We start from the raw sequence: 12,456 nt of genomic DNA on the forward strand, positions 1-12,456 counted from the left end.
TTTTTGGTTTCTTTACGCAACATCTTGCTAAATTATTCTATTAAATCATAATATATGTCTATCAGATGATGCTTATTCTATTAGGAGAAGAATATGAATGCAAATAAATTATTCACATACACTTTAACGCCCGAAGATGACGGCAGGAAATACCAGGACATACTTCTAAGACGCTTCCATTTTTCCCGCAAGGTGCTGCAAAAGCTGAAAGTCGGTGAAAATGTCTGGATTGATGGCAAATTCACCTACCTGACTGCCCGGGGCAAAACCGGACAGACCCTGGTCGTGAATATCCTGGAAGAAGAGCCGGCAACGGTCTCCGGAGAAACGCTGCCTATTGAGATTCTCTTTGAAGATGAAATCTTCCTCGCGGTCAACAAACCACCCGGCCAAGTCATCCACCCCAACTCGAGGTATCGGACCGGAACGCTCGCGAACGCGGTAGTCGGTTACTGGGAAAGCAAAGGTGAAACCAGGCCTTTCCGGCCAGTCTCGCGGATCGACCGCAATACGTCCGGCGTTGTGCTGATCGCCAAATCCCGCTATGCCCACCAGCAGCTGGCCGCCCTTGCTATCAGAAACAAAGTTGAAAAGAAATATCTCGGTATTGTGGAAGGGAATTTTCCTTTGGAGCAGGGCGAATGGCCCCTCCCAATCCGGCTTAAACCGGGCAGCAAGATTATACGGGAAGCTCATCCGGACGGACAGTCGGCGCTGACGCTGTTTCGAACGTTGCAGCATTACCCGGACTATACCCTGATGGAATTCACCCTAGTCACCGGTCGGACGCACCAGATCAGAGTACACGCTCAAGCCGCCGGCCATCCCCTTTTAGGAGATGATTTGTATGGCGGCAGTATGAAATATATGCAAAGGCAAGCCCTGCACTGTTATCGCTATGGTTTCATGCATCCCTTAACTATGCAGCCTCTTCAAATCCAGGCTCCGGTACCGGAGGATATCGCTATGCTTATCCAAAGCAAAAAATAATACCGCTCCTTGCCATCTGGCAGCGCGGTATTCGTTTCTGCGTTCAAAAAAACAGCTAAATCTGATGATTTATTTCGTACTCATTTTCAGGATTTTTTTGTGTGATTCCTGACTTCCGCTGTAACGTTTGAAGTATGTCTTCCTGTTTTTTCTCAATTACATCTAAACGTTTCAGTACTTCCTCAATCAGGATCTCCGATTTCAGGTTAACCTCATAATCATGCTCTGCTCTTAGTCGATCCCTGTTCTCCTGCCTGTTTTGACTCATCATAATAACCGGTGCTTGCATTGCAGCGATACAGGATAGCACAAGATTTAACAGAATAAAAGGGTACTGGTCAAATGCATAACCGAAGAGAAGTACGGAATTGACCACGATCCAGGTTAAAAGGACGGAAATAAAGATGATGATAAAGGTCCAGCTGCCTGCGAAGTCTGCAAGCTTATCCGCCAGCCTTTCACCAAAAGAAAGACCTTCCTCATGTGCTTCAAAGATATTTTTTGAATGACGGGCTTCGGCAAGTTCCTCAATGGTTTTATTTTCAATGTTTTTCACGAATTCACCCTCTTCAAATTAACTGAAAAGCTTCTTTTCCAATGATAATCTATTTCTATAACCAAAACAAGTTTTTATGGTATAAGCCATTGATAAAATTCACATTCAAATTATAATGATAATATTAAGCAAGAAAGGAACTGGATACCATGAACGCAGATGACATCAAGCAAGGATTACGCCAACACGGCTACATAGCCGATGACAGTACCGCCATGATCCTGCTATATTCCTTACTGCTGAATAAACCCCTGTTAATTGAAGGTCCGGCCGGAGCCGGAAAAACCGAACTTGCCAAGGCCTGGAGCCAGGACCTTGATAGAGAGTTGATCCGCCTTCAGTGCTATGAAGGCATCGATGAAAGCAAAGCTCTTTATGAATGGGACTACCAGAAACAGCTGCTCTATATTCAGACTAAAGGACCGGGAACCAACGAGTGGTCTGATACGAGTGAGAATATTTATACAAATGAATTTTTGCTGAAAAGGCCTTTGTTGAAGGCCATAACAGGCGAAACCTCTTCCGTTTTGTTGATTGATGAAATCGATAAAAGCGACGAGGAATTTGAAAGCTTTCTGCTGGAGATCCTCTCGGACTGGCAGATTTCCATACCTGAGATTGGGACGATTCCTGCTGTGAGCATCCCTTCCGTTCTGCTGACCAGCAACAGCACGCGAAACTTAAGTCAGGCGCTAAGAAGAAGATGTCTGTACCTTCATCTGGATTACCCGAACGAGCAGAGAGAACTCGAGATTCTTCAGATCCACTTCCCGAATCTGAAGGAGAGCCTTGGCAAACAGGCGGTTACTTTCATCCGCAAATTGCGGCTTGAAAAGTTCAAAAAACACCCCAGCATCAGCGAAGTGATCGATTGGGTCAACATACTGGAACAGCTACAGGTCGAAGAACTAACGGCGGAGGTAGCTTCCAGCACGCTGAACATCCTTTTCAAATACCAGGATGACTGCCAGCATGTCCTAGAAAAGGTGAACCAAAAGGATTGGTTTGATGGAATACTTCATTCTTAAAATAGCCAGGCTGCTCAGAGAGTCCGGCATTAACGTAAATTCAGATGAAATATCCGACTGCATCCGACTGCTGAAAATGCTCGATCTTGATAAAATGGATAAATATACCTTTTATCAGCTCATTAATACGACGCTGATCAAATTTCCTTGGGGCCCTGATTATGCTTTATGGCTGATCGAGCTGTATTTTGGCCCTGACCTGGAAATGTCGTCGGACCATCTGGGGATTCTGAAAAGCCAGGGCTGCTTTTCCCAGGAAGAAGGCCACGGAGGAAGTGCCGGCAAAACTGTCCCGCTAGAGCTATTGATTGAGGCTGTGCTGAACAATGAAATCGATCTGATTTATGCTGTCCTGCAGGGCCTGAACCTGAATCTTGAACTCAGCATCGAGGACCGCGAGAAAGGCCTGGCTATTTTTCGGACCCAGAGCGGTTGGAATGAAGCAGCCAACCATATTGAAAAGGCTTACCAACAGGATGAACTATCTGAAGCGGAATATCAGGCGGCACGGGCAACCCTTGAAGAATGGAACCATTTACTCAAAGATGAAACTGAACGCCAGCTGGCTAGAAATATGAGTATGGAACATTTGGTCCAGGAAATGAAAAAACGAAATCCACGAACGGTTTCGTTTCTGGACTGCGACGACGCGCAGATCACTCAAATGTCGCAGGAAATCCAGAAGATAGGTCGAAAACTGGCCGTCCGCAAAGGAAGGCGCCGCAAAGTAGGTCCAAACGGCACTATCAATCTGAACCGAAGCATCAAACATTCCCTAAAAACCTGTGGTATCCCGCTGAACCTGATAAAGATGCAGCGAAAGCGATCTAAACCCGACCTCTGGCTGCTCTGTGACATGTCCAATTCCGTTAGCAAATTTATTTACTTCATGCTGATGTTTGTCTTTGCGACCCAGCAGCGCTATGCCAACATCCGCTCGTTTCTATTCGTGGATCAGCTCGTGGAAGCTACAGATTATTTTCAGGAGCAGGACTGGACAGGATCACTCAGCAATCTACGCAAGGTTAGCGGCTATAACCGTACAGGCTATTCCCATTATGGTAATGTGCTGCTGCAGTTTCTCGACCTCTATCTGCCTTTCCTGCCGAAGAAAACCACGGTACTAATTTTAGGGGACGGCAAAAACAACCGGAACAGACTGGATGGCAGTGAAGTCCTGGCCCAGATAAAAGAAAAAGCCGCAGCCTTGTACTGGCTGAACCCCCTAAGCAAGGATCAGTGGGACAAGGGCGACTGTCTGATGACGAAATACCGGGAGTATTGTACCGGTGCATTTTCTGTAGCGAATATTGAAGAACTGGAACAATTTCTGAACTCTCTTTAGGTTAAGACAACCGCGAAATGAAAGGGACGAATCTTTATCCCCATTATTTAATTGAGGGAATAAAAAATTCGTCCCTTTGTATTAGCTTATCCTCTCGCTATACCGCAAAGTCTACGTGCTGGATTGTCCCAGCTTCTCCGTTCTCTTTCAGAAATATGCCAGTTTCCTTGATCTGCGCGTCTAAATGATTATCCGTATCTTTCAGTGAAAATAGCGAATCGACATTGCCTAAATAGATTGCGCCAATTCCAACCTGACTTAAGGCTAGTAGCTGGTCGTTGCCGGCGGCATCCTTAATCCAAAGGCTAAGTTCTTTGTAGATGGAATCGTTTTCATCGACCCAACCGTTTTGATCGTTATCATATTCAGCTAATTCCCCGAAACCATCTCCGCTTGTCGGTCCGAAGAGCTCGCTGCCGTCATTGATGACTCCATCGCTGTTCTCATCCAAAGCAAGGAACCCACTGCCTTCAGCCAGGAAAGACATTGTATCCTGCGTTCCGTCGGCATTAAGGTCAAAATCCGTTTTAAATCCTGACAGGCTTGCGCCGCCTGCACCGTAATTAACCACTAACGGATCGATCAAAGCATCTCCAGCTTTGATATCGATACGCTGATAGGCTGTATACTCGCGGCTTGTAGCGATATTCAGCTTAAATTTTATTTCACTGCCATCTTCGGTAAGAATTGTGCCCTGGGCTGAAAAGTTCATGGATTCTTTTTCTGTATAGGACTCTTCATAGTGGTAATTAATGCCCCAGCCAACCCTCTGACTTCCGTTCCCATTATTGTTGCCGTCGTTCTTTGCTGCCATTAGGTGACCAAAATCACTGTTACCCGGACCTGAAAGAGTTAGTTTGTCCGGTACATCAATCGTTACCTTCTTCCCGGACAGTTTGGAAAGAAATTTTTCTAACAGGGAGATAATTTCTTTCTCCCTAGGGCTGAGTTCAAAAAATTCATCTTCCGACTCAGCAGTTGTTTCTGAGCTGCTCACTGCGGGATCTTCCTGTAATTTAGCCAAAGCGTCACCCGAAAGTGTCAGCGAATCCACAGTTGGCTCTGTTTCATCGTTTGCATCCGTGCCCTGTCCGTCAACCCAGGCTTTCAGCCTTTCATTAACGGTCTTTTGCTGTTCCAGCTTGTAGTCCGAATAAAGATCAACAGCTGAACTTAAAACCTTCATCTTCATCCCTCCATGGATATTAGACTTCCTTATTATTATCGTAGAGATCTTTAGTTTTCTTAAGACCCATGGAGACATTATTTTGAAATTTTCTTGGAATCAAAAAAAGATGCAATCATACATCTTTTTAATAATCACGTAGCATTCGACTGAGAAGTCGGACTGTTTTCCCAAATATTAATTATCTCCTGCCGCAATCTCCCGAAGCCCGGTCTCGATGATCTCCATCTCACCGATCTCATTATCTCCGGCAACCCCAAGCTCTTTGAATTTCCTGGCGGTCACGAGTACCCGGTTCTCATAGGAGCCGACGGCCCGATTGTAAGCCTGAGTGGCCTGAACGAGTCCTTTGCGGATGTCCAACAAATGCTCGGTCAAAACGCTGATCCTGTCATAGAGCTGTTTACCGAGCTCGCTGATATGGCGGGCATTTTCGTTGATCTGTTCCTGGCTCCAGCCGTAAGCCACGGCTTTAAGCAGCGCAATCAGCGTTGTCGGGGTCGCCAGGATAACCCTTTGCCCGGCGCCGTATTCGATTAGCTCCGGATCTGACTGCAGCGCGGCACTGAAAAAGGTTTCACCCGGCAGAAACATGACAACAAATTCCGGCGTAAAATCGAACTGGTTCCAGTAAGACTTCGCGGCAAGTTTGGTAATATGATTTTTGACCTGCCGGGCATGACCCGACAACTTTGTTCTCTTCTGGTCTTCATCGAGGGCTTCCACAGCTTCGAGATAATCCGCGAGCGGAGCCTTGGAATCGACGACGATCGTTTTATTCCCCGGAAGCCTAATAATCATATCTGGGCGCTGCCTACCGGACTCCCCGCTGACTTCCTCCTGCTGGTAAAAATCACAGTACTCCACCATGCCGGCCAGTTCTACAACCCGCTGCAGCTGGATTTCTCCCCAGCGGCCTCTGACAGTCGGCGATTTCAAAGCAGAAGTCAGCTTCAAGGTCTCCCGCTGTAGCTTTTCCTGCCCGAACGCCATATTTTCGACTTGCTTAAGCAGTCCTTCATAAGCCCCTGCTCTTTTTTGTTCCAGTTCGTTAATCTTCAGATCAACTTTGTCGAGCGACTCCCGCAAAGGCTTTACGAGTTCATCGATAGAAGTCTGCCTTTTTTCCAGATCAGCCGAAGCCTGGACCTGGGTCTTCTCAAGCACAACTTTTGCCAATTCGAGAAAGGACTGATTGTTATTCTTAAGCGCTTCAGCGGATAAGGCCTTGAAGCCGTTACTGAGCTCCTCCCTTGCATGACTGAGAAGCGTTAATTTCTCTTCAGACGCTGTCTGCTCCATCTCAAGCCGGGTACGCAGTTCAGAAATGACAGCGGAATTTTGCATTCTTCTTTCATATTCCTGATTCAGTTCCGCATGCAGCCTTTCATTCTCCTGTTCAAGCGTCCGTGCTTTTTCCAGTAGTCCTCTGGCTTGGCCTCCACGGATACTGAATCCTGTCCCAAATCCGAGAATGATCCCGACCATGACTGCGCTGATGACATAAAGGAAGACTGGATCCATCCGGCATCCCTCGCAAATCCATATTATTATTGGCGTTATCGTTTTTGCGGTTTGATAATCGTAATCTATTTATGCCAAGTGCTGTATCATCTACGCATCCTACTTCAAATAGTCTTCAGGCAGTTTGGTCAGGGTTCCAAATCCGTCCAAAGGCCAGTACCTGATCCAGACCCTTCCCAATATCTTATCCTCGGGCAAGGCCCCCCAACGATGACTGTCGTAACTGGCGGGACGGTTATCCCCCATCATGAAATAAGAATCATCCGGCACGGTCTCAGGCCCAAACTCATAATCGGCCGGATATTCGACATAAGGCTCATCCAGGGCCTGGTCATTGATATAGACTTTTCCGTTTTTGACTTCAAGTTTTTCACCGGGCAAACCGATCACTCTTTTGACGAGATCCTCATCCTTCATTATGGATTCGGGAGCTTCAAAAACAATAACATCTCCGCGCTTGATATCACCGCATTTATAAAAGAACCGATCCACGATTAAACGATCCTGAAGCTGAATCGTAGGCAGCATCGAGCCGGTCGGGACGATTCGGGTATCAATCAAATAATTTCGGATCACCATAGAGAGAACAAAAGCAATTGCAACGATGACGACCCATTCAAACAACGATTTCATAAAACCCTTCAACACAAATCACCTTCCACATTTCTTCAATATCTCAAATTTCAAAGGTTAGCCCAAACCTAAGTTACTTTCTCTATTAATCTATATATTCCTGCCTATAACTATCTGAAAAGAACAAAATGCCCCCAATGGAAAAGGATAACAAAAACCATAATGAAAAGCAAGGCTCGAACAAAAGCCTTATCCCGTCGCGCTATACACATGTTTTCAAGGATCAAAAATTCCATTTTTTATTGATAAAGAAACTAATACCAGTTACTCAGCCTATTTAAGCTTCCTTAATAAAAATCCTAGTAAAACTCCAAACGTATATGCCCCGAACATTTTAGCAGTCATTATCATTTTTCCATATAGTGCCATTTCTTAGCCGTGTCTCATATAGTGTAAGGACACTAGAGAATAAACTTATTTAACTTACACGTTAATGGCTCTAAATAAAATTAGATCGGTTGGCCTATAAAGTTCTTATGATATTCTTATGAGCTATATTCTCTAGCTGTTTATTCTTTATGAGGAAAGGGGGCATCCAAAATGGCTTATGATGGAGTAGTTGGGGGCGCAGCAGGAGGTCTCGGTGGTTGTGGTTGTGGTATTGCAATCGTTGTTGTAATTATTCTTCTGTTAATCGCTTTGGGTATTGTTTTCTAATTTTAATCAATTTTGAAAGGAGGAGAATATTATGTTTAGATACGGCGGTGGATGTTGTTGCAGACCTATGGCACCTGTAGCTCCGGTTGCTCCCGTAGCTCCTATTTATGGCGGAGCTGGAGTCGGGATCATTGCCATTGCAATATTAATTTTAATTGCTTTAGGAGTTATCTTCTAAATTCTAAAAAATTTCAATGAAATAAGAAAAGTGGGGTTTCAATGCCCTTCTTTTCTTTGGTTATAGCAATCCATATGCACCGTAAGCTCCATTAAGTTTCATGGTTAATTCATTATATGTTTATGGCTAAGGGAATTAACCTCTTAGCCCCTTTATAAGAAATTTTACCAATAGTAGTTACGAGACCATAACCTTCCAAGAGCAAATCCAGCAAATAATGGGAAGAAGAACATTTCTTAACACTCCTTTCTAAGCTGTTGGTAATATATGTAATGTATTATATGCTTAATTTACTTATTCGGACTATAAAAAAGATATAACTAACATTAAGCTAAATCATCTTTTCAGTACAAAATAGTCACTCAGGGGGATTTAATTATAACTAATGGTTTCAGAAAAACGAACAATTACGTATTTTACGCTTTTGTGTTGACAAAGCATAGAACCATCAAATATAATGTAATCTGTCGATGCGGCCGTGGCGGAACTGGCAGACGCGCTAGTTTCAGGTACTAGTGGGCTAACGCTCGTGGAGGTTCAAGTCCTCTCGGCCGCACCAGTTTGAAATCAATCATATACACCAAGATATACACCAGATAAAAAAAGACCCTTGATCGGGTCTTTTTCTTATTATCCTATCTTTATTAAATTCAGTGGTATCTATTCCCGCCTGACGATGGTCTGCCGGGATTATAGATCTTTATTTGCCTTTTTTCCTTTTTCTTTATTTGAGCCAATTCCTTTCAGTGTATTGGCAAACCATGGAAGCGGTACCTTATTTATTTTTGCTACATATCCGATGACTCTTGTAACATAAATCATCCCTACCCAAAAGACAATTAAATAATGGACATTGGATACGACTTTGGCGGGATAGTATTCAATGCTACTTAGCCCGGAAGTCAAGTCGACAAAGTAATTATGGGCAATAACACCAACCATAATTGCTGCTAAGTTTACACAAAAAGCACATAGCTTGGCCTGTAAGCTATGATCTTTCTCCTTCCCTTCTTTAACCGCTCCAGGTATTAAGCTTATTACTGCGTCAAAAACGGCAAGTCCAATAAACCCTCCAATAATACTAAAAATAGGAATACCAGTCCAAGCCGCAAAAGCAGAACCTAGAGCCGCTAGAGAGGCAATTAAGCCGACATGCTGCGTATAAGAATTTTTAATCTCTTCAGCGAAAGATTCAATTGGAGAACAAGCAAGCCATCCCATAATAGCACCACCAATCCTTGATAGAACACTATTATGTTTATTCAATGACTTTGGTTCTTTATACCCTGACCTTATTTCAAAACTTTTTTCATCCGTAAAAATCACTGTATATTCGGCAAATAAAACTTCATGTTTTTCATAAGCATCAACATTCAGCCCATGAATTCCCGCGCTAGATATTAATTCTATATTATTTGGTGAAGTGAAGCTTTTTATAGCAGATATAAAATCCGAATGATTACTCTCAGGGGAAGCTTTAGCTTTTGATATTTTATTAAAGTCTACATCCATTGTGAGCGTATTCATTCTTTTTCTCCTTCTTCCATCGTTATTAATATTCGATATTCGTTGAGCTTCTTCCTCCCTTTACTGACAACAAACTTGTATGATCCGAGTGATTTTATGAGCATATCGTTAAATAAGATCTTTACCGAAATATCCTTTGTTCCTGTTGGTATTTCAATTTTTAACGGCAGTTTGGTGACATACTCATCTTTATCATCTTTTACTGTCATTTCAAGTATGATATCACCCTCATTTTCTTCAGCGTCTTCCGACTCAAAAACTTGAACTCCGACGACAATATTAAGAGATATTTTTTCAAACAAAGCTTTGATTGTTTTTGTGAAAAGAATGTTTTTGTAAGTTAAGGATTCATTTTCATTAATGACATCTTCACACGCCATAATATATGGAACGTTTACTCTAGCCATACGATGTATCCACCTTAAACCATAGAATATTTTACATATCTTACATAATAAAGGAATTAATCAAGTTTGTCATTAATTTTCCAGTAAAATGTAAAATCTTTTTCCGCTTATCATCTAAAAAAATAACCCGACCAAAGCCGGGCCAATAATGGGATAGAAAAATGAAACGAAAAAGTTTACATCGTTACTATACAATTCAATTGTGACAATTGTGTGACTATATGATTAAACGATTACCGGTTCAACTGACCACATTTTCGGGAAACCCTGCCAGAAACTGTTCCAGATTGCGCACAGCCAAATCCATCAGCCGGATTCTTGCCTCCAGCGAGGCCCAGGAAATATGCGGTGTAATAATGCAGTTTTTGGCCTGAAGCAGCAGATTATCCATTTGAATCGGTTCTGTCGACACAACATCCAACGCGGCTCCGGCAACCTTTCCGCTGTTCAGGGCCTCGGCTAAATCCTCCTCAACAATTAAAGGTCCTCTTGCATTGTTCACGATCATCACACCGGGCTTCATTTTAGCAATACTCTGCTTGTTGATGATTCCTTTAGTATTTTCAAACAACGGGCAGTGCAGCATGATTGCGTCGGATTTAGCAAGTAGTGTATCCATATCGGCATATTTCATATCAGGGCTTTCCAAGGACGGATCGGGATTACTGTCAACAGCCAGGATCCTCATCCCCAAAGCCTGAGCTATTCTTCCAGTTGCCTGGCCAATTCTGCCGTAACCGATGATTCCCATGGTCTTTCCCGCCAGTTCTATGAGCGGGTAGTTCCAGTAACACCAGTCCGGATTGCCGGACCATTCTCCTCTCCGAACCGATTCGCTGTGCGGCCAGACATGGCAGCACATTTCAAGTAGCAGCGCAATTGCCATCTGCGCGACAAAATTCGTCCCGTAGGCTGGAATATTCGTTACGACAATTCCTCTTTCTTTGGCTGCCTCAACATCGACAATATTATAGCCTGTTGCGAGAACCCCGATAAATTTTAAATCAGGTGCGTTTTCCAGCACTGTTCTGGATAAAGGTGTTTTATTGGTAAAGACAATCTTCGCCCTGTCAATCCTTTCCATGATCAAATCTTCATTGCCGGCATGATAGGCGGTGCGGTCATAGACGGTAAGCTCCCCAAGCCTTTCCAGCCCGCTCCATGATATATCTCCGGGATTAAGCGTATATCCATCCAAAACGACGATCTTCATAGTGTCCTCCCTGTACGATTTTGAGCGTTAATGATCTTTTGAGTATGACCCTCTATGCTGGAATGATCGTCCAGCCAGGTACAGACGCAGGATCCTTTCAGCAGCCCTCTCCAGCAGCGCTTCCGCATTCCGGATTGCGTCTGCCAGGCTAACAGGCCCTTCCGTAATGCTAAATACACCGGAAAAACCATGTTTGTAAAGCTGTTGGGCATCTTCCGTCAGCCCGCCGGACAAACAGACGACTGGGACTTGATGTTTTACAGCTTTTTCAGCTACGGCCAGCGGCACTTTGCCAAAGAGCGTCTGGTAATCGGTCAAACCCTCACCTGTTATGACTAAATCCGCATCGGTCAGAACTTTATCCATATCTGCCGCCCTCATTATGAGCTGCGCACCGGGTTGCAGATCCGCCTTCAGAAAAGCAATCAGAGCCGCTCCAACACCTCCTGCAGCTCCGGCACCGGGTATATCCCGCACCTGAAGGCCGGTTCTTTTCTGAATGATTTCAGCATAATGCCGGAGATTCTTGTCCAATAGGGCAGCCATCTCCGGTGTTGCTCCTTTTTGCGGGCCATAGACTGCCGAGGCCCCCTGCGGTCCGCATAGCGGATTGGTCACGTCACATGCAGCCATTATTTCCATATCGTTCAGTCTGGGGTCAAAGCCAGAAAAATCTATATCCGTTATTTCAGTCAGATGGCCGCCTCCAAAACGAATCTCCTGACCATGCCGGTCCAGGAGTCTTACCCCTAAGGCCGTGGCCATTCCGGCTCCTCCGTCATTCGTGCCGCTCCCGCCGATACCCAAAATTAACTTTTTAGCTCCAGTGTCCAAGGCATGCTTTATTAGCTCTCCAACACCATAGGATGTCGTCAGCAGAGGGTTTCTAAGCTTTGCAGGAATTAAATTTAAGCCTGCCGCCGCTGCCAGTTCAATCACAGCTGTTGTTCGGTCTTCTAACAAACCAAAAAAAGCATCCGTCGTTTCACCCAGAGGCCCTTTCACTCTGGCAGGTATGATCTCACCACCCAAAGCCGCAATTATCGCCTCTACGGTACCTTCGCCGCCATCAGCCATCGGGATCAATTTTACAGCAATATCCCGTTCAACGTTCCGAATGCCTCTTTCGATTGCCCTGGCAGCGCTCAGCGCATTCATACTGCCTTTATAAGAGTCAGGTGCAACAACAATTTTCATGATACCCTCCCAAAA

12 protein-coding genes and 1 tRNA gene are annotated in these 12,456 nt (G+C 44.4%); 5 read left to right on the forward strand and 8 right to left on the reverse strand.

What is annotated here, in order from left to right:
- Window positions 1-93 precede the first annotated feature (93 nt).
- A complete protein-coding gene (locus tag DHBDCA_RS04660; protein ID WP_015043015.1) occupies window positions 94-990 on the forward strand; it encodes an RluA family pseudouridine synthase in 897 nt (298 codons plus the stop codon).
- A 55-nt stretch (window positions 991-1,045) separates the two neighbouring features.
- Here the strand turns inward: DHBDCA_RS04660 and DHBDCA_RS04665 are convergent, their stop codons facing one another.
- Window positions 1,046-1,546 (reverse strand): DUF1003 domain-containing protein, encoded by a 501-nt coding sequence (locus tag DHBDCA_RS04665; RefSeq protein ID WP_015043016.1) that lies wholly within the window; start codon window positions 1,544-1,546, stop codon window positions 1,046-1,048.
- Window positions 1,547-1,695: 149 nt separating this feature from the next.
- Here DHBDCA_RS04665 and DHBDCA_RS04670 point away from each other — a divergent pair, with 149 nt between their 5' ends.
- The gene (locus DHBDCA_RS04670; RefSeq protein WP_015043017.1) at window positions 1,696-2,574 is read left to right on the forward strand and encodes an AAA family ATPase; all 879 of its coding nucleotides are present in this window, start codon (window positions 1,696-1,698) and stop codon (window positions 2,572-2,574) included.
- On the forward strand, window positions 2,555-3,919 hold the full coding sequence (locus DHBDCA_RS04675; protein WP_015043018.1) for a VWA domain-containing protein: 1,365 nt from the start codon (window positions 2,555-2,557) through the stop codon (window positions 3,917-3,919). The genes DHBDCA_RS04670 and DHBDCA_RS04675 overlap by 20 nt, the downstream gene beginning before the upstream one ends.
- A 97-nt stretch (window positions 3,920-4,016) precedes the next feature.
- Here DHBDCA_RS04675 and DHBDCA_RS04680 read toward each other — a convergent pair whose 3' ends face one another.
- From DHBDCA_RS04680 to lepB, 3 genes are all read right to left on the reverse strand, one after another.
- On the reverse strand, window positions 4,017-5,105 hold the full coding sequence (locus DHBDCA_RS04680) for a hypothetical protein (protein ID WP_015043019.1): 1,089 nt from the start codon (window positions 5,103-5,105) through the stop codon (window positions 4,017-4,019).
- Between the two features lie 177 nt (window positions 5,106-5,282).
- Window positions 5,283-6,629 carry a DNA recombination protein RmuC gene (rmuC, locus tag DHBDCA_RS04685; protein ID WP_015043020.1) on the reverse strand — a complete coding sequence of 449 codons (1,347 nt, stop codon included), beginning with the start codon at window positions 6,627-6,629 and terminating at the stop codon, window positions 5,283-5,285.
- A 99-nt stretch (window positions 6,630-6,728) separates the two neighbouring features.
- Window positions 6,729-7,274 carry a signal peptidase I gene (lepB, locus tag DHBDCA_RS04690; RefSeq protein ID WP_015043021.1) on the reverse strand — a complete coding sequence of 182 codons (546 nt, stop codon included), beginning with the start codon at window positions 7,272-7,274 and terminating at the stop codon, window positions 6,729-6,731.
- Between the two features lie 676 nt (window positions 7,275-7,950).
- On the opposite strand from lepB, the gene DHBDCA_RS15395 reads away from it, so the two are divergent.
- Both DHBDCA_RS15395 and DHBDCA_RS04695 read left to right on the forward strand, forming a co-directional pair.
- A complete protein-coding gene (locus tag DHBDCA_RS15395; RefSeq protein WP_019226506.1) occupies window positions 7,951-8,097 on the forward strand; it encodes a hypothetical protein in 147 nt (48 codons plus the stop codon).
- 472 nt (window positions 8,098-8,569) lie between these two features.
- A tRNA-Leu gene (locus DHBDCA_RS04695) sits at window positions 8,570-8,656 on the forward strand.
- 131 nt (window positions 8,657-8,787) lie between these two features.
- On the opposite strand, the gene DHBDCA_RS04700 is transcribed toward DHBDCA_RS04695, so the two are convergent.
- The 4 genes from DHBDCA_RS04700 to DHBDCA_RS04715 all read right to left on the reverse strand — a co-directional run bounded on the left by DHBDCA_RS04700 (window position 8,788) and on the right by DHBDCA_RS04715 (window position 12,441).
- Window positions 8,788-9,624, reverse strand: a complete 837-nt coding sequence (locus DHBDCA_RS04700) for a hypothetical protein (protein WP_015043023.1) — start codon at window positions 9,622-9,624, stop codon at window positions 8,788-8,790.
- On the reverse strand, window positions 9,621-10,031 hold the full coding sequence (locus DHBDCA_RS04705) for a hypothetical protein (protein ID WP_015043024.1): 411 nt from the start codon (window positions 10,029-10,031) through the stop codon (window positions 9,621-9,623). Before DHBDCA_RS04705 ends, DHBDCA_RS04700 begins: the two co-directional genes overlap by 4 nt.
- 241 nt (window positions 10,032-10,272) lie before the next feature.
- Window positions 10,273-11,244, reverse strand: coding sequence for a D-2-hydroxyacid dehydrogenase (locus DHBDCA_RS04710; protein WP_015043025.1), 972 nt, complete (start codon window positions 11,242-11,244; stop codon window positions 10,273-10,275).
- 27 nt (window positions 11,245-11,271) lie between these two features.
- Window positions 11,272-12,441 (reverse strand): glycerate kinase, encoded by a 1,170-nt coding sequence (locus tag DHBDCA_RS04715; protein ID WP_015043026.1) that lies wholly within the window; start codon window positions 12,439-12,441, stop codon window positions 11,272-11,274.
- Between the last annotated feature and the right edge of the window lie 15 nt (window positions 12,442-12,456).

It is taken from the genome of Dehalobacter sp. DCA, assembly GCF_000305775.1.
GTDB lineage: Bacteria > Bacillota > Desulfitobacteriia > Desulfitobacteriales > Syntrophobotulaceae > Dehalobacter > Dehalobacter alkaniphilus.